The 16,024-nt window shown below is 71.9% G+C and carries 16 protein-coding genes; 3 read left to right on the forward strand and 13 right to left on the reverse strand.

Annotated elements, in window-relative coordinates:
* Window positions 1–79 precede the first annotated feature (79 nt).
* Both sppA and ACIA8R_RS11020 read left to right on the forward strand, forming a co-directional pair.
* The gene (gene sppA, locus ACIA8R_RS11015; protein WP_364085280.1) at window positions 80–1,777 is read left to right on the forward strand and encodes a signal peptide peptidase SppA; all 1,698 of its coding nucleotides are present in this window, start codon (window positions 80–82) and stop codon (window positions 1,775–1,777) included.
* Window positions 1,778–1,788: 11 nt separating this feature from the next.
* Window positions 1,789–2,442 carry a hypothetical protein gene (locus ACIA8R_RS11020; protein WP_397037896.1) on the forward strand — a complete coding sequence of 218 codons (654 nt, stop codon included), beginning with the start codon at window positions 1,789–1,791 and terminating at the stop codon, window positions 2,440–2,442.
* Here the strand turns inward: ACIA8R_RS11020 and ACIA8R_RS11025 are convergent.
* From ACIA8R_RS11025 to ACIA8R_RS11050, 6 genes are read right to left on the reverse strand one after another with little or no spacing between them, the layout of a single operon-like run.
* A complete protein-coding gene (locus tag ACIA8R_RS11025; protein ID WP_397037898.1) occupies window positions 2,430–3,017 on the reverse strand; it encodes a flavodoxin family protein in 588 nt (195 codons plus the stop codon). The two genes, ACIA8R_RS11020 and ACIA8R_RS11025, sit on opposite strands and share 13 nt — an antisense overlap.
* A 3-nt stretch (window positions 3,018–3,020) precedes the next feature.
* Complete coding sequence (locus ACIA8R_RS11030) at window positions 3,021–3,500, reverse strand: flavin reductase family protein (protein ID WP_357697471.1); 480 nt, start codon at window positions 3,498–3,500, stop codon at window positions 3,021–3,023.
* A gap of 37 nt (window positions 3,501–3,537) precedes the next feature.
* Entirely contained in the window at window positions 3,538–4,464 is a 927-nt protein-coding gene (locus ACIA8R_RS11035) for an ABC transporter substrate-binding protein (protein WP_364085290.1), read from the reverse strand.
* Between the two features lie 39 nt (window positions 4,465–4,503).
* Window positions 4,504–5,196, reverse strand: a complete 693-nt coding sequence (locus ACIA8R_RS11040) for an ABC transporter permease subunit (RefSeq protein WP_357697468.1) — start codon at window positions 5,194–5,196, stop codon at window positions 4,504–4,506.
* Window positions 5,193–5,870 carry an ABC transporter permease subunit gene (locus ACIA8R_RS11045; protein ID WP_357697466.1) on the reverse strand — a complete coding sequence of 226 codons (678 nt, stop codon included), beginning with the start codon at window positions 5,868–5,870 and terminating at the stop codon, window positions 5,193–5,195. The genes ACIA8R_RS11040 and ACIA8R_RS11045 overlap by 4 nt, the downstream gene beginning before the upstream one ends.
* Complete coding sequence (locus tag ACIA8R_RS11050; RefSeq protein ID WP_357697464.1) at window positions 5,863–6,915, reverse strand: ABC transporter ATP-binding protein; 1,053 nt, start codon at window positions 6,913–6,915, stop codon at window positions 5,863–5,865. The genes ACIA8R_RS11045 and ACIA8R_RS11050 overlap by 8 nt, the downstream gene beginning before the upstream one ends.
* A gap of 263 nt (window positions 6,916–7,178) precedes the next feature.
* Between ACIA8R_RS11050 and ACIA8R_RS11055 the strand changes: the two genes are divergently transcribed.
* Window positions 7,179–8,954, forward strand: a complete 1,776-nt coding sequence (locus ACIA8R_RS11055; protein WP_397037901.1) for a sigma factor-like helix-turn-helix DNA-binding protein — start codon at window positions 7,179–7,181, stop codon at window positions 8,952–8,954.
* A gap of 4 nt (window positions 8,955–8,958) precedes the next feature.
* Here ACIA8R_RS11055 and ACIA8R_RS11060 read toward each other — a convergent pair whose 3' ends face one another.
* From ACIA8R_RS11060 to ACIA8R_RS11090, 7 genes are read right to left on the reverse strand one after another with little or no spacing between them, the layout of a single operon-like run.
* On the reverse strand, window positions 8,959–9,684 hold the full coding sequence (locus tag ACIA8R_RS11060) for a DUF981 domain-containing protein (RefSeq protein ID WP_364085299.1): 726 nt from the start codon (window positions 9,682–9,684) through the stop codon (window positions 8,959–8,961).
* Window positions 9,685–9,725: 41 nt separating this feature from the next.
* Window positions 9,726–10,892: a lipid-transfer protein gene (locus ACIA8R_RS11065; protein ID WP_397037903.1), complete on the reverse strand. Its 1,167-nt coding sequence runs from the start codon at window positions 10,890–10,892 to the stop codon at window positions 9,726–9,728.
* Window positions 10,892–11,287, reverse strand: coding sequence for a MaoC/PaaZ C-terminal domain-containing protein (locus tag ACIA8R_RS11070; RefSeq protein WP_364085305.1), 396 nt, complete (start codon window positions 11,285–11,287; stop codon window positions 10,892–10,894). The genes ACIA8R_RS11065 and ACIA8R_RS11070 overlap by 1 nt, the downstream gene beginning before the upstream one ends.
* Window positions 11,284–12,234: a bifunctional MaoC family dehydratase N-terminal/OB-fold nucleic acid binding domain-containing protein gene (locus ACIA8R_RS11075; protein ID WP_397037906.1), complete on the reverse strand. Its 951-nt coding sequence runs from the start codon at window positions 12,232–12,234 to the stop codon at window positions 11,284–11,286. The genes ACIA8R_RS11070 and ACIA8R_RS11075 overlap by 4 nt, the downstream gene beginning before the upstream one ends.
* Window positions 12,231–13,385: an acyl-CoA dehydrogenase family protein gene (locus tag ACIA8R_RS11080; RefSeq protein ID WP_357697452.1), complete on the reverse strand. Its 1,155-nt coding sequence runs from the start codon at window positions 13,383–13,385 to the stop codon at window positions 12,231–12,233. Before ACIA8R_RS11080 ends, ACIA8R_RS11075 begins: the two co-directional genes overlap by 4 nt.
* Window positions 13,385–14,407, reverse strand: coding sequence for an acyl-CoA dehydrogenase family protein (locus ACIA8R_RS11085; protein WP_397037908.1), 1,023 nt, complete (start codon window positions 14,405–14,407; stop codon window positions 13,385–13,387). The genes ACIA8R_RS11080 and ACIA8R_RS11085 overlap by 1 nt, the downstream gene beginning before the upstream one ends.
* Window positions 14,407–16,011: an AMP-binding protein gene (locus tag ACIA8R_RS11090; RefSeq protein ID WP_364085315.1), complete on the reverse strand. Its 1,605-nt coding sequence runs from the start codon at window positions 16,009–16,011 to the stop codon at window positions 14,407–14,409. The genes ACIA8R_RS11085 and ACIA8R_RS11090 overlap by 1 nt, the downstream gene beginning before the upstream one ends.
* Between the last annotated feature and the right edge of the window lie 13 nt (window positions 16,012–16,024).

Below are 16,024 nucleotides of genomic sequence, written 5' to 3' on the forward strand. Positions count from 1 at the left end.
ATCCGGCCCTTCCGCGACGAAGCCTCGCAAACCAGCCTCTTCCACGCCTCACCCGAAATGTGTCGCTTAGGGTGGCTATATGGACGCAGGCAGGGCGATCTTCGAAACCGTCGACAAGCTTCGCCAGCGGCGCACCGGCCCGCTGGTCCTGGAGCTCGATCTCACCGAGGGCCTCACGGAGGGACCGCCGGCCGACCCGGTCGCCGCGGTGTTGTCCATGCGCAGGACCCGCCTGTCGGACGTGCTGTCCGGGCTCCGGCGGGCCGGCCGGGACTCCAGGGTCAAGGCGCTGGTGGTCAAGCTCGGCGGCAACCCCCTGGGCCTGGCCATGGTGCAGGAGCTGCGCGAGGCCGTCACCCGCTTCCGCGCCTCCGGCAAGCTGACCGTGGCCTACGCCGAGACGTTCGGGGAGTTCAGCGGGGGCACGGTCCCCTACTACCTGGCCACCGCGTTCGAGCGGGTCTACCTCCAGCCCAGCGGCGACGTCGGGCTCACGGGCGTGGCGATGGAGCAGCGCTTCCTCAAGGGCGCGCTGACCAAGCTGGGCGTGGAGGTCGAGGCGGGGCAGCGGCACGAGTACAAGACCGCGGTCAACACCTTCACCCAGGAGCACATGACCGAGCCCCACCGCGAGTCGATGACCCGCATCGTGGAGTCGGTCGCCGAGCAGCTCGTCCGCGGCATCGCCGAGGGCCGCAGGCTCGACCCCGGCAAGGTGCGCGAGCTGATCGACCGCGGCCCCTTCACCGCGTCCGAGGCGCAGGAGACCGGCCTGGTGGACGCCCTCGCCTACCGCGACGAGGTGTACGACGAGGTCAGGCAGGCCGCGGGCGGCGAGGCGCACCTGCTGTTCGTCTCCCGGTACGCCAGGAGCGCGGCGGTGCGGAAGCTGCCGCATCCCATGGCCGACAGCATCGCGCTCGTGCACGGCCACGGCCAGATCAGGAGCGGCCGCAGCGGACGCAGCCCGCTCGGCGGGGGCGGCGCGATGGGCTCCGACACGATCAGCGCGGCGCTGCGCGCGGCCCGCCGGGACGAGCACGTCAAGGCCGTGGTCTTCCGCGTGGACAGCCCCGGCGGCTCGTACGTGGCCTCCGACACGGTGTGGCGCGAGGTGACGCTGACCCGCCGGGTGAAGCCGGTGATCGTCTCCATGGGCGACCTGGCGGCGTCGGGCGGCTACTTCGTGTCCATGGGCGCCGACGTGATCGTGGCCCAGCCCGGCACCCTGACCGGCTCGATCGGCGTTTATGGCGGCAAGCCCGTCATGACTGACTTGCTCCAAAAAATCGGGATAAATACTGAACTGGTCGCCGACGGGGTGAACGCCGGCATGTTCTCCACCGCCCGCGGCTTCTCCCCCGAGCAGTGGGACCGGGTGAACGCCTGGCTCGACCGCATCTACGACGACTTCGTGGGCAAGGTCGCCCAGAGCCGCGGCCTGACCCGCGAACGCGCCCACGAGCTGGCCAGAGGCCGGGTCTGGACCGGCGCGGACGCCCACGCCAACGGCCTGGTCGACGAGCTGGGCGGCCTTGAGCACGCCCTCGGCCTGGCCCGCGAACGCGCCGGGCTGGCCGACGACGCCCCCGTGCGGGTCTACCCCAGGCTCAACCCGCTGGAGCGCCTGCGGGGCCCGGAGTCCAGCGAGGACAAGTCCGCCGCCCTGGCCAGGATGCGCCTGGACGCCTGGGGCCCGCTGGCCCGCCTGTCGGCCGAACTGGGTCTGCCCGCCACCGGCCCGCTCTCTTTGCCCGGTTGGTACATCATCAGATAATTTGATCTTGTATGCTCCCTGATCCACGGGGAGCGTGGAACCCGGCCAAGCGCGCCTGGACCCGGGTGGACGGCGCGGTCAGCGTCTCCCCGGACGAGCGCTGGCAGGTGAGGCAGAACGACGGTGCGAGTGGCGTGCCGAAGGTGACCTTCCTGGACCGCCGGTCGGGCAAGGAGAGCGAGGTCGAGCTGCCCGTGCCGGAGGACCCCGAGCGGGAGGGCCAGTACCTGCAAACGGTCTGGCCCACCTGGTCGCCGGACGGCCGCCGCCTGCTGCTCAACGTGTTCGAGCCGGGCGGCGAGCCGCGTTCGGCGGGCATCGTGCTGATCGACGTGCCCTCGCTGGAGGCCCGGTTCGTCCGGATCGAGAAGGCGCTCATCACCGTGGGCGGCTTCCAGTGGACGCCCGGCCGCCTCCGGGTTCGGCGCGTTCAGCCCGTCGGGCCGTCGCTTCGTCACCGCCTGCACCTCGCCGGAGAAGGCCGCCTGCGTCTGGGACACCCGTACCGGCAAGGCCGTCACCCAGATCGAGCTGGCCTTCAGCCCGGTGTGGGGCCCGACGCTCGGCTGGTACGACGAGCGGCACCTGCTCGCCCCGGTCAAGGACGGCGTGGGCGTCGTCGACCTCACGGGCCGGGTCGTCGAGACGCTGGTCAAGGCCGGTAAGAAGACGAACCTGTATCCGCATTTCGAGCGCCGGGGCTGAAGAAGGCCGCGGCCCGCTCCAGGGCGCCGGTGTCGCGCAGGATGTCGCCGGGGCGGTTGGCGTAGCCCACGAGCGTGCCGCCCCACGACCCGAAGTACTCCGCCGACAGGCGCAGCGTGCCGACCAGCGGATCGGCCACGGACTCGTCCTCCTCGCTGATCGTGGTGACCGCCCAGACGGTCTTGCCCGCCATGCGCGCCTTGAAGTCGTACCCGGGGACGCGCATCCAGGCCGACCAGTAGTCCAGGTAGAGCTTGGTGGTGGCGGAGACGCTGTACCAGTAGAGCGGGGAGACGATCACCAGGTCGGTGGCGTCGAGCGTGGCCTCGGCGAGCAGCTTCTCCGCGCCCTCGGGGACGGGGTAGACGCCGTCGCCTGAGTGGCGGATGTCCTGGAAGGGCGGGAGCGGGTGGTCGTCCAGGCGCAGCCAGCGTTGCCGGACGTCCGGCGCGAGAGTGGCCGCGGCGTGCCTGGCCAGGGTCTCGGTGTTGCCGTCACGGCGGCTGCTGCCCAGGAGGAAGAGGAAACTGCGCATGCATCATCCCATCGGCCGGTAGCGGGCGCGCAGCCGTACCAGTGGCTGAAGCCCGGGGGTGACATAGGGGACGGCGAGCACCTGGGCGACGAAGAGCGTGTGGTCGCCGGCCGGGACGACCTGGGTCGTCTCGGCCTCCAGGGCCGCCACACCGCCCTCGACCACCAGCGCCTCGGTGTGCGTCCCCCGGTGGTGAGGGGTGCCCGCCACGAGGAGGCGGGCGCTGGGACGTCCGGCGGTGGCGAAGCGGCTGGCGACGGCGGCCTGGCCGGAGGACAGCAGCGAGGCCGCCCACCGGTCCTGCCGGAGCAGCACCTCGCAGAGATAGCCGCGCGAGGCCAGGCTGACCAGCACGAGCGGCGGCTCGGCCGAGACGGACATCAGCGTCGAGACGGTCACGCCCAGGTCGTCCCGCCCGTCCTGGACGGTGATCACCGCGACGCCCGCGGCCAGTTGCGCCATCGCCTCCGTGAACTCGCTCACAGCGGGGACCTCCCCCCGGAGGCCCCCGCCGCGGGCGTCAGGCGAGGCCGTTGGAGGTCAGCCATTCCTTGGCCACCGTGGCGGGCTCGTCCTTGTTGACGGAGATCTTCTGCATCATGTCGAGCAGGGACTGCGTGCTCAGCTTGGCCGAGACGCCGTTGAGCGTGGTGCGGATCGTGTCGTTCGCACCGGCCTTGAACAGCAGGGGCGTGACGTTCTGGGCGGGGAAGATGTTCTTGGTGTCCTGGAGCGGCACCAGGTTGTTGGCCAGCATCTTGGGGTCCGTGGTGAACACGTTGCCGACCTGGATCGAGCCGTCCTTCAGGGCGTCGGCCGTGGCCGGGCCCTTGGGCTCCCACTGCTTGAACTCGATCCCGTAGACCTCCTTGAAGCGCGCCTCCCACCGCTTCTTGAACTCCGGCGGGCCGCCGACCACCATGTTCTTGGAGACCTTGGCCAGATCCTCCATGCTGTTCAGCGACTGCTTGGTCTGGGTCTCCTTGGTGACCGAGAGGCTGTCCTTGTCCTCGGCCGGGGAGGAGTCGAGCACTTCGAGCTCGGCCGGGAGCTTCTCCTTCAGCGCCGCGTTGACCTCGTCGGTCGTCGAGGCGGTGTTCTTCAGGTCGATGAAGGCCAGCAGGTTGCCGTTGTACTCAGGAACGATGGTCAGGCCGCCGTTCTTGACCTGGTCGTAGACCGCCTCGCGGCTGCCGATGCGCGGCTTCTCCTCAACCTGCACGCCCTTGGCCTCAAGCGCCTGGGCGTAGATCGACGCGAGCAGCACGCTCTCGTCGAAGTCGAAGGAGCCGATGACGGCCTTGCCCCCGGCCGCCGCGGCCGACCCGCTGGGCGCCGCGCTCGTGGTGTCGAGCGGGTTGCCCCCACCGCCGCCACCGCCACCGCAGGCGGCCAGCGCCAGCGTCGCCGACACGAGCACCGCCGCGGTGCCGATCATGCGTCTCATCTCGAATTTCCCTTCTAAAGCGGCAGGTAATACCGGAGACTATCGAACCTTCAGTCTCTGGCTCACCCCCGGCGAAACGGTCACCCTCTGGATGAGGGCGAACACGATCTGCACGACAAGCGCGAACAGCACAATCAGTACTGAACCCCCCACGACGCTCGCGTAATCCTTCGTCGCGAAACCGTCGATCACGAATCGGCCGAGCCCGCCGAGCCCCGTGTACGCGGCGACCGTCGTGGTGGAGACCACCTGGATCGCCGACAGCCTGAGCCCGAGCAGGATCAGCGGCAGCGCCACCGGGACCAGCACCCGGCCGAGCACCTGCCCGCCGCGCAGCCCCATCCCGTACGCCGCGTCGCGCAGCTCCGGATCGACGCCCTTGATGCCCTCGTAGGTGTTGACCAGGATCGGCGGCACCGACAGCAGCACCAACGGGATGATCACCGGCCAGATCGAGGACGTGCCCAGCAGCAGCACGAACAGCACCAGCAGGCCGAGCGTGGGCAGCGCCCTGGCCAGGTTCGCCGAGATGACGACCACGACCTCGCCCCGGCCGGTGTGCCCGATGGCCAGGCCCAGCGGCACCGCGATCAGCATCGCCAGCGCCAGCGCCAGGACCGAGAACTCCAGGTGCTCCAGCAGCCGCGCCGGGATGCCGTCGGGGCCGGTCCAGTTCGCCCCGGTGCCGAAGAAGTCGGCCAGCCAGCCGAAGAACGAGCCCAACCAGCTCATGACGTCCCCTTCCGCGCGCGTACCCAGGGGGTGAGCAGTCGCTGGGCCAGGACCAGCAGGCCGTCGGCCACCAGCGCCAGCGCGACGATCAGCACGATGCCGGTGATCACCGGCGGCATGAACGGGTTCTGGTAGGCCCGGGTGAACAACCCGCCGAGCCCGCCCTGGCCGATCAGCGCGCCCACGCTGACCAGGCTGATGCTGGAGACCGCGACCACGCGCAGCCCGGCCAGCACCACCGGCGTGGCGATGGGCAGCTCGACCTGGAGCAGGCGGCGCATGGGCGTGAACCCCATGGCGACGGCCGACTGTCGGACGTGGTCGGGCACCGAGTTCAGCCCGTCGACCACGGCGGGGATGAGCACGGCCATGCCGTAGAAGGTCAGCGGGATGATCACGGTGGTCTGGGACAGCCCGGTCACCGAGATCAGCAGCATGAACACCGGCAGCGACGGCAGCGCGTAGACGACGTTCATCAGGCCCGAGGTGGGCTGGTAGAGCCAGCGCCAGCGCACGCAGGCCAGGCCGAGCGGCAACGCGAGCACCAGCGCGGCCAGGATCGGCACCAGGGACATGGTCAGGTGGTCGGTCAGCAGGTTCCTGATGCTGTCGGCGCGGCCGGTGTCCCAGTTGCGCGCGATCCACTCCCAGATGCTGGGCGGACCTTCACGCATCGGCGGCCTCCGCCAGCGCCTCGTCCAGGGCCTCCCTGGTGGCCACGCCGACGACCCTGCCGTCCTCGTCCACGGCGACCGAGCAGCCGGAGGGCGACAGCAGCGCCGCGTCCAGCGCCGACCGCATCGAGTCGCGGCCGAGCACGAACGTCCCGTACGGCTCCAGTTCCTCGGGCCGCGAACCGGCGAACCAGCCCACGGGCCGGTCGTCGTCGCTCACGACCAGCAGCCATGGCTCGTCGCTGGCCGCCCGCTCGCGCACGGTCAGGTCGGTACGCAGCCTCAGCCCCTTCGTGGAGATGAACTGCAGCCGCCTGATGCCCCGGTCGTGGCCCAGGAACTCGCGGACGAAGTCGTCGGCCGGCTCCGACAGCAGCGTCTTGGGGTCGGCGAGCTGGGCCAGCCGTCCGCCCACGCGCAGCACGGCCACGCGGTCGCCGAGCTTGATCGCCTCGTCGATGTCGTGGGTGACGAACACGATGGTCTTGTTCAGCTCCGCCTGGAGCCTGATCAGCTCGTCCTGGAGGCTGGTGCGGACGATCGGGTCGACCGCGCTGAACGGCTCGTCCATGAGCAGCACCGGCGGGTCGGCGGCCAGCGCCCTGGCCACGCCCACGCGCTGCTGCTGCCCTCCGGAGAGCTGGAACGGGTAGCGGTCGGCGAACGCCGCGTCGAGCCCGACGCGTTCGAGCAGTTCCATGGCCCGCGCGCGGGCCTTCTTCCTGTCCCAGCCCAGCAGGTACGGGACCGTCGCGATGTTGTCGACGATCTTCCGGTGCGGGAAGAGACCCGCCTGCTGGATGACGTACCCGATGCCGCGGCGCAGCGTGGGCGGGTCGATGCCGCTCACGGGCACCCCGTCGAGGAGGATCTGTCCTTCGGAGGCGTCGATCATGCGATTGATCATCCGGAGGGACGTCGTCTTCCCGCAGCCCGAGGGGCCCACCAGCACGGTGATCTCGCCGGTGGGCGCCTCAAGGCTGAGTGCGTCCACGGCGGTGGTGCCGTCTGGATAGCGTTTGGTGACAGCGTCGAATGTGATCACGCGTGACCTCTCGCTCGATGGCAGGGCCGCGGCCCCCCTGCCACGACCGCCGCATGATCTCGGTGGCCCACAAGACTACGGCGGCCCGGACCCCCGTGTCCCCACGGGGGACGGCTTAAGCGTTTCACTGACCAGGGAGATTTACCGGAATTTCCGATCAAGTGGTGCGCCGGACCTGGGTGAGTTGGCATGATTACCTCCACAATCTCCAGACGCGTACCCCTCACCTCAGCGTCCGCACATTTAGCAAGAGGATCGGCCCCGTGCCCCAGCCGCTCACCGGTCAGCGCGCCCGCGCAGAACTGATCGCAGAGCTCTACGACCGCCATGCCGCCGGGCTGTTCGCGTACTGCGCCGACCAGCTCGGCGATCCGGGCACCGCGTCCGACGTCCTGGCGTCCGTGCTCGGCGGAGTGCTCGCCGGCGTCCCCGACGCCGTCCCGCCCCGCGCCGCCCTGTACGCCTACGCCCGCCGCCAGATCCACCGGCGGGACGTCGTCTACACCCCTCCCGTCGTGGACCCGCTCGTCGACCCGGCCTCTGCGCTGGTCGAGCGCGTGCTGCGCGAGCTTCGCCCGCAGCAGCGCGAGGTGCTCGTGCTGTGCGCGGTGTGCGAGCTGAGCAGGGCCGAGCTGGCCTGGGTGCTCGACGTCGCGCCCGACACCGCCGAGGAGCTGGTCGTCGGGGCGAGCCACCGCTTCCGCCAGGTCCTGGGCATGGCCCTGGCCGCGCTGGCCGAAGGGCGGGTGCCGAAGCCGCTGTCCGATGTGTACGGCGCGCTCGCGGTCGCGCCGCTGCGGGACGTCCTCGGACGTCTGCCCTGGCCGGAGCCGCCCGCGATCCTGCGCGTGCACTTCGCCGGGTCGGTTCCCGCCGAGCCGGGGCCGCTGTTCGTCAAGCCGCTCTGGCCCGCGCCGCCGCAGTGGCCGCTGCCGCTCGCCGAGGCCGACCCGGCGACCAGCACCGGGATCTTCCCGGCGGACCTGCTCACGCCGCCCTCCGGCGAGCGGCCGTCCGTGCACGAGGCGACGACCGCGCCGATGCCCAAGTTGCGCGACCCGCTGGGCGCGCTGGACTCGATGGGGCCGCTGCGGGACCCGGCCGCGCGGGCGGCGGCCGTGCGGCCGTTCCTCACCGGACACCCGCAACCGTCGCAGGCCCTGCCGGAGTCGGACCGCCCCTCGCTCCAGCCCTTCAGTACGGGCGACTTCACCGCACCTCCCGTGGCGGACGCCGCGCCCGAGGCCGTCGTTCCGCCGCCTGGGGAGCGGCCCTTCTTCCTGGGTACGCCCGTGCCCGCGGACGTGCTGGACGACGAGCCGGTGACGTTGGAGATGCCCGCCATCAGGGACGTGCCGCCGCACACGGACCCGCCCCACGCCCCGCAACATCCCGCCGCACAAAGCCCCACCGCACAACCTCCCGTCCCGCAACGGCCCGCGCCGCAGCGGCCCCTCGCGGCGGAGCAGCCGGTCAAGGAGGCCGCGCCGCTGTTCACCCCGAGGTCCAGGGCCACCGCCGAGCCGGTCTACCGCATGCCCGCGCCCGAGCCCCCGTCCGGCCCGGCCGCCTCCGACCCGGCCCCCGCCACCTCGGCCTTCTCCGGCCCGGCCCTGTCCGGCTCCGACCTGTCCGGCTCCGACCTGCCCGAATCCACCCTGTCCGGCTCCGGCCTGTCCGACCCCAACCGGCCCGGCGCGGCGCCCGGCGAGCGGAGCCGGGCCGCGGACTTCGCCTTCGAGCTCGCCCGCGAGCTAGCAGCCGACCGCGAACTCCACCCCGATCCGATCCGCGACCTCCAGAGCCCGTCCCGCCGCAAGCCCGGCGCCGGACCGGCCGGCTCACCGGGGAGAGGCGGCGCCAAGCCCGGCGCCCGCAAGCAGCCGCCGGGCAAGAAGAAGGCCGCGGCCAGGAAGAAGGCGCTCAAGCGGCGCAGGGAACGGCACTACGACTGGGCCTGGGAGTTGATCGGGTTCCTGATCTGCGTGGCGATCGCGATGATCGTGTTCTTCTCCGTGCCGATGTTCCTGGGCCCGTGAACGCCTACATGGTGTTGACGATCAGCCCGATGTGCGTGAAGTAGTTCAGCGCGCCGAACAGGAGGAACGCCACCCCGGCGACCCCCCAGCACACCCCGGTCACGGTCGTGACCGGGCCACCCCTGGCCCGCAGCGCGAACGGGAACAGCACCGCCCCCACGCCGACCAGCACGTACAGGCCGGAGATGAAGGTGGCCTCCAGCAGCGGCATGCCGGCGAAGGCCCCCGAGATCGGCTCCTGCGGCGGCGCGGCGAACAACATGTACGTCCACCCCGCCGCGGCGATCCCGAAGCAGGCCAGCCCCATGGCGAAGACGAACAGCGAGATCGGCCCGGCCGTACGCGCCACGAGCTTGCGCCGGTCGGGCGCCACGGCGACCAGCCCCCAGCGTTTCCACAGGTAGATCGCGGCGGCCAGCAGCAGCACGCCGAACGCCAGCGAGGGCTCCCCGAAGATGATGTTGTCGAACGGGAAGCCCTGCCCGGCCAGCGGCCAGGTGAGCGTCATGTGCAGCCCGGTCACCGTCAGGACGGCCCCCATCGCGCCGAACGCCAGCGCCCAGCCCTCCACGTGCTCCAGCGGGTCGCCCCTGAGCAGCCGGCGGCCGAAGGAGACCACGAGCAGCAACCCGACGCCGGCGGCGACCGCCATGATCGTGTTGTACGTGGGCATCCTGGTCCAGTCGATCTTCAGCTCCGGCTGCGCCAGGACTCCCCAGAATCCACTCATACAGACGCGATTACCCAAAGTGTCCAATTGCTAACACAATGTCACGCCGACGACAGGATCAGGCCGCTCGTCGGCACGCCGGTCCCCGCCGTGACCAGGACGTTCCGCACCCCGGCCACCTGGTTGGCGGCCGTCCCGCGGACCTGCCGGACGGCCTCGGCGATGCCGTTCATGCCGTGGATGTACGCCTCGCCCAGTTGCCCGCCGTGCGGGTTGACGGGCAGGCGGCCGTCCAGCTCGATGCCGCCGTCCCGCAGGAAGTCCGGGGCCTCGCCGCGCCCGCAGAAGCCCAGCTCCTCCAGCTGGGCCAGGACGAACGGGGTGAAGTGGTCGTACAGGATGGCCGTCTGGATGTCCTGCGGGGACAGCCCGGACATCTCCCACAACTGGCGGCCGACGACGGACATCTCCGGCAGGCCGCTCATGTCGTCCCGGTAGTAGCTCGTCATCATCATCTGGCCCGCGCCCGCCCCCTGCGCCGCCGCCGTGATCACCGCGGGCGATCTGCGCAGGTCGTGGGCGCGTTCGGCGGACGTCACGACCAGGGCCACCGCGCCGTCGCTCTCCTGGCAGCAGTCGAGCAGGTGCAGCGGCTCCACGATCCACCTGGACGCCTGGTGCTCCTCCAGCGTGATCGGACGCCCGCGGAACCAGGCGGCCGGGTTCGTGGCGGCGTGCCGGCGCATGGCCACCGCCACCCGTCCGAAGTCCTCCGACGTCGCCCCGAACTCGTGCATGTACCGCCGCGCGAACATGGCGACCCACGCGGCCGGGGTCATCAGCCCGTACGGCACGTGCCAGCTCATCTCCAGGCCCTGGGAGGTGGGCTCCCCGGTCAGCCGGGCGTTCGGCTGACCGAAGCGGCGGCCGGAGCGCTCGTTGAAGGCCCGGTAGCAGACCACCGTGCGGGCCATGCCGGTGGCCACGGCCATGGCCGCGTGCGCGACGGTGCCGCAGGCCGCGCCGCCGCCGTACTCGACGCGGGAGAAGAAGGTGAGGTCGCCGACCCCGGTCTCCCGGGCGACGGCGATCTCCTGGTTGGAGTCCTGGGTGTAGGTGACCATGCCGTCCACCTCGGACGGCGGCACCCCGGCGTCGTCCAGGGCGGCGAGCACGGCCTCGGCCGCCAGCCGCAGCTCCGACCGGCCCGAGTCCTTGCTGAACTCGGTGGCGCCGATGCCCGCGATCGCCGCGCGCCCGCCCGGCATCACGCGCTCCCGGGCAGGACGAAGGTGACGGTGCCGGTGGCGTGGTCGCCCAGGCTCACCCGGCCGCGCACCTGCGCGGTGTACCGGTCGCCGTCGCGCTCGACGATCACGCCGCTGAAGCTCAGCCGGTCCCCCGCGTACGCCGGGACGCCCAGCCTGACGTTGATGCTCGTGATGACCGCCTCCGGGCCCGTCCAGTCGGTGACATAGCGTTCCACCAGGCCCATGGTGGTGAGGATGTTGAGGAAGATGTCCTTCGAGCCCTGGGCGCGGGCCTTGGCGGTGTCGTGGTGCACGGGGGTGAAGTCCCTGGTGGCCAGGGCCGTGGCGATCACCGTCGTCGGGGTCAGGTCGACGGTCAGCTCGGGCAGGGCCGTGCCGGTGGCGGGGGTCACGGCTCCTCCGGCGTCCACATCGGCAGGACGAGCTCGTCGTCCATCGACCGGTACGTCACCCGCAGGGCCATCCCGACCTCCACCTTCTCGACCGGGCAGTCCACGACGTTGCCCACGATCCGCACTCCTTCCGGCAGTTCCACCACGCCCACCACGAACGGGACCTCGCGCCCCGGCACCGGCGGATGGTGGTGGACGACGTAGCTGTACAGGGTGCCGCGGCCGCTCACGACGACGTGCGACCGGTTCGCCGAACGGCAGGCCGGGCACATCGGGCCGGGCGGGTGCCGCAGCTCGCCGCAGTCCGCGCAGCTCTGGACGCGCAGCTCGCCGTCCCGCACGCCCTCCCAGAAGAACGCGGTGTCCCTGTTGACCGCCGGCCGCAGCGGGTACGGCTCCCGCGCGCGCGGGGCAGGAGCCTTGGGGCGGAACTTCAGCACCCGGAAGAGCATCTCGGCGACGGGCCGGTCGTCGTCGCCGTACCAGGTGACGTTCCAGGTGGCGAAGTAGCCCTCACCCAGGGCGGTGCGCTTCGGGCCGGACAACGACGTGAAGCGGGTGGCGGGCGTCAGCAGCTCGCCGATCCCGGCGTACCGGTGGTAGGTCTGCTCGCAGTTGGTCGCCACGACCCCGGTGAAGCCCGCGGCGTCGAGCGCGGCCAGCAGGTCGTCCACCGGCGAGCGGTCCTTGGCCCGCGAGCCGGGCCCCTGCATGGTCCACACCTGGGCCATCGCGGGCGGGGCCACCCCCTCCTCCAGGTAGCGCGGGTTGGCGTCGCCCATGGCCTCCAGCCAGTGGCGGATCATGGGCGCGTTCACCGGGTCGGCGGCCGGGGTGCCGCGCAGCTCCCCCATCGCCACCTGCTTGCCGGCCAGCTCGCGCAACTCGGCGTCGGTCATCGGGTCGGTCATCGGGTCGGTCATCGGGTCGGTCATCGGGTCGGTCATCGCGGCGGCCTCGGCAGGCTCAGGCCGAGCATCGCGATCAGCTCGCGCTGCACCTCGTTGACCCCGCCGCCGAACGTCAGCACCACCGCGCCCTTGACGCCGTGGTCCATGCGCTCGGCCAGCTCGGCCGTCTCCGGGTCCGAGGGGTCGCCGTACCTGGACACGACGTCGCAGACCAGCCGGCCGATCTCCTGCATGCGCTCGGAGCCGTAGATCTTGGTGGCCGAGGCGTCGGGCGCGCCCAGCCAGCCGAGGTCCATGTTGGCCGCCACCTGCCAGTTCAGCAGCTCGTTCGTACGGAAGGCGGCCCGCACGCGGGCGAGGGCGCGGCGTACGTCCGGGTTGTCCGTCAGCCCGGCGTGCCTGGCCCAGGCGAGGAAGCGGTCGTAGGTCTGGCCGAGGTTCCCGGCGGGGCCGAGGGTGACGCGTTCGTGGTTGAGCTGGTTGACGATCAGGTCCCAGCCGCGGTCCACCTCGCCGACCACCATGTCCACCGGGACGCGGACGTCGGAGAAGTAGGTGGAGTTCGTGTGGTGGCGGCCGTCCATGGTGACGATCGGGGTCCAGGAGAAGCCGGGGTCGTCGGTGGCGGCGATCATCATCGTGATGCCCTTGTGCTTCTTGGCCTCGGGGTTCGTCCGGGCCGCCAGCCAGATGTACTGGGCGTAGTGCGCACCGCTGGTGAAGATCTTCTGGCCGTTGACGACGTAGTGGCCGCCGTCGAGCACCGCCGTGGTGCGCAGGGAGGCCAGGTCGGTGCCGGCCTCGGGCTCGCTGTAGCCGATCGCGAAGTGGCACTCCCCGGCCAGGATGCGCGGCAGGAAGCGGTCCTTCTGCTCCTGGGTGCCGTACTGCATCAGCGTCGGGCCCACCGTCTGCACGGTGATGATCGGGTACGGCACGCCCGCGCGGGCGATCTCGTTGGCGAAGATCTGCTGCTCCAGCGGGCCGTAGCCGCCTCCGCCGTACTCCTTGGGCCAGCCCAGCCCGAGCTTGCCGTCGCGGCCGAGCCGGCGGCAGTGCTCCATGTACGCCTCGCCGAACGGATCGTCGGCGATCTTGGCGCGGTCCTCGGCGGTCAGGCAGCCGCGGAAGTACTCGCGCAGCTCGTCGCGGAGCGCGCGCTGCTCGGGGGTCAGGTCGATCAGCATCAGACGAGGGCTCCGATCAGGTCGAGCTGGGCGTCGGCGCCGCCGAGCAGGTGGGACAGGTGCTTGGCCTGCGCGAAGTAGCGGTGCAGCGGGTAGGTGACGTCCAGCCCGAGGCCGCCGTGCAGGTGCTGGCAGGTGTAGAGGGCCTTGACGGCCTCGCAGACGTGGAACGCGGCCAGCGCCACGTCCTCGTCGGCGGGCAGCCCCTCGCCCAGCCGCCAGGCGGCCGACCACATGGCGACGTCGAGGGCCCGTCCCGCGATGTAGACGTCGGCGATCTGCATGGTCACGGCCTGGAACTCGGCCAGCGCCCGGCCGAACTGCCGCCTGGTCCTGATGTAGGCGGTGGTCAGGTCGAGCGCCCCGGCCAGGACGCCGCTCGCCTGCGCGGCGACGGCCACGGTGAACAGCCGCCCGGCGTCGGCGGCGGCCTCGGGCCCGGCCACCCGCTCGGCGGGCGTGCCGTCCAGCAGGACCGTGGCGGCCGGCTCGCCGGTCGAGGTGAACTCCGGGCTCGCGGACGGCGACGCCACCAGGAACAGCCCCTCGTCCGCGGTGACCAGGACGTCGTCCGCCGGGTACGGCACCGAGACCTTCCGCCCGGTCAGCGACCAGCCGTCACCCTCGCGGCGGGCGACCGTCTCGGGCGGATCGGCCGGGGCCCGGCCGGGCTCGCGGCGGGCCAGCGTGCCACGCGTGACCCGTCGCCGCTGGTCAGGGCTGCCGTGACGGGCCAGCGCCAGCGTGCTCACCAGGACGGGCAACGCCGGTACGGCCGCCGCCCGCGCCCCGACCTCGCGCAGCACCACGGCCATCTCGACCGGTCCGAGACCCGCGCCGCCCGCCTCCTCGGACGCGCACACGCTCATGAGCCCGGCCCGCCACAGCCCGTCCCCGGCCGTCGCGCCGCCCTCCTTCCCGGCGGCTCCGGTCCCTTCCCCGGCGGCGGCCTCCTCCCTGGTCAGAACTTCGGCGGTCAGCTTTTTCAGGTCCTGCTGGGTCTCGTCCAGGTTGAAATCCATCAGCTCTCCAAAAGGTGGTGCCTGCCGTGCTCGACGAACTCGTCCTCGATCGCCTTGACGTCCGCGCCGGTCAGGGGGCGCAGCCCGGCCGGGGACCGCCACCAGACGGGGTCGCCGGTCCGCCACGCCTCCTTGGCCAGGATCCGCTTGATGACCTTGTGAGAAGGGGTCAGCGGAAGTTCACTACAAATCCGGATATAGCGGGGTAAGGACTTGGGGCCCAGGTCGGTCCGACCTGCCAGGAACGCGGTGAACGCCCCGGCGTCGAAGGGGCCGTCCAGGATCAGCGCCGCCATCACCTGGTCGCCGGCCGCCGCGTCCGGCACCGGGTAGACCGCCGCCTCCACCACGCCGCCGAACTCCCGCAGGGCGGCCTCCACCGGCGCGACCGCCAGGTTCTCGCCGTCCACGCGCAGGCGTTCGGTGCCGCGCCCGGCGAAGAAGACGTGCCCGGCGGGGTCGGCGTAGGCCAGGTCGCCGGACCAGAACGCGCCGTCCCTGACGCGTTCGGCGTCCGCGTCCGGGTCGTTGTAGTAGCCCTCGAACAGGCCAGGGCCGGAGGTGTTGACCAGCTCGCCGACGGCCTCGTCCGGGTTGAGCAGGCGGCCGCCCTCGATGCGGGCGGGCGGGCACGGGCGTCCGGTGAGGGGGTCGAGGATCTCCACGCCCGCGCCCAGCCTGCCGAGGCTGCCGGGCGGGCCGCCGGGGTCGGGGGTGAAGGAGATGGCCGTCTCGGTGGAGCCGAAGGCGTCGATCACCCGGCAGCCGAACCGTTCGCCGAACCGCCTGGTCGCGACCGCGCTGCCCTCGTTGCCGAAGGCGATCCTGAGGGGGTTGTCGGCGTCGTCCGGGCGTTCGGGCGTGGCCAGGACGTAGGAGAGCGCCTTGCCGACGTAGTGCAGGTACGTGCAGCCGTGCCGCCGTACGTCCGGCAGCAGGCCGGAGGCCGAGAACCGCCTGCGCACGGCCAGCGCCGCCCCCGAGGCCACGGCCGGGGCGTAGGCGGCCATCAGGGCCCCGGAGTGGAACAGCGGCATCGAGCAGTAGACGACGTCCTCGGGCGTGAGCAGCGCCGCCAGGCTCAGCCCCGGCAGGGCCAGCTTGCGCTGCGTGATCCGGACGGCCCTGGGCCGGCCCGAGGTGCCCGACGTGAAGATCAGCATCACCAGGTCGCCGGGCCCCGGCTCGGCGGCCCGGCCCTCGCCCTCCCCCAGGGACGACACCGTGGACAGCGGCAGGCTCTCCAAACCCAGCGCCTCGGCGACCGGCCGGGCCAGGCCCGCGAAGGGGGCGTCCCAGAGTAGGAGGTCCACGTCGGTGGCGCGGGCATCCCGGATCAGCTCGTCCACCGGGCGCGTCGGATTCAGCGCGACCAGCACGTGCCCGCCGAGCGCCGCGCCGCCGAGCAGGAAGAGCAGTTCCGGGACGTTCTCCCCCAGCACGCCCACGTGCAGACCCCGGCCGCGCCCGCTCAGCCAGGCCGCCGCCGCCCGGCAGCGGGCGACGTGCTCGCGCCACGACCACACCGCGCCCTCGAACATCAGCCCAGGTCGGTCGTCCTGCGCCCGGTCGAGGAGCAGGGCCGCCAGCGTCTGCGCGATCATCGAGCCTCCAGCA

Source organism: Nonomuraea sp. NPDC051191 (genome assembly GCF_044455665.1).
Classification (GTDB): Bacteria; Actinomycetota; Actinomycetes; order Streptosporangiales; family Streptosporangiaceae; genus Nonomuraea.

Bases quoted from the DNA above. Each gene is read 5' to 3' on its own strand.
- sppA (WP_364085280.1), top strand. From the start codon at position 80: ATGGACGCAGGCAGGGCGATCTTCGAAACCGTCGACAAGCTTCGCCAG.
- ACIA8R_RS11020 (WP_397037896.1), top strand. From the start codon at position 1,789: ATGCTCCCTGATCCACGGGGAGCGTGGAACCCGGCCAAGCGCGCCTGG.
- ACIA8R_RS11025 (WP_397037898.1), bottom strand. From the start codon at position 3,017: ATGCGCAGTTTCCTCTTCCTCCTGGGCAGCAGCCGCCGTGACGGCAAC.
- ACIA8R_RS11035 (WP_364085290.1), bottom strand. From the start codon at position 4,464: ATGAGACGCATGATCGGCACCGCGGCGGTGCTCGTGTCGGCGACGCTG.
- ACIA8R_RS11040 (WP_357697468.1), bottom strand. From the start codon at position 5,196: ATGAGCTGGTTGGGCTCGTTCTTCGGCTGGCTGGCCGACTTCTTCGGC.
- ACIA8R_RS11045 (WP_357697466.1), bottom strand. From the start codon at position 5,870: ATGCGTGAAGGTCCGCCCAGCATCTGGGAGTGGATCGCGCGCAACTGG.
- ACIA8R_RS11060 (WP_364085299.1), bottom strand. From the start codon at position 9,684: ATGAGTGGATTCTGGGGAGTCCTGGCGCAGCCGGAGCTGAAGATCGAC.
- ACIA8R_RS11065 (WP_397037903.1), bottom strand. From the start codon at position 10,892: ATGCCGGGCGGGCGCGCGGCGATCGCGGGCATCGGCGCCACCGAGTTC.
- ACIA8R_RS11075 (WP_397037906.1), bottom strand. From the start codon at position 12,234: ATGACCGACCCGATGACCGACCCGATGACCGACCCGATGACCGACCCG.
- ACIA8R_RS11080 (WP_357697452.1), bottom strand. From the start codon at position 13,385: ATGCTGATCGACCTGACCCCCGAGCAGCGCGCGCTCCGCGACGAGCTG.
- ACIA8R_RS11085 (WP_397037908.1), bottom strand. From the start codon at position 14,407: ATGGATTTCAACCTGGACGAGACCCAGCAGGACCTGAAAAAGCTGACC.
- ACIA8R_RS11090 (WP_364085315.1), bottom strand. From the start codon at position 16,011: ATGATCGCGCAGACGCTGGCGGCCCTGCTCCTCGACCGGGCGCAGGAC.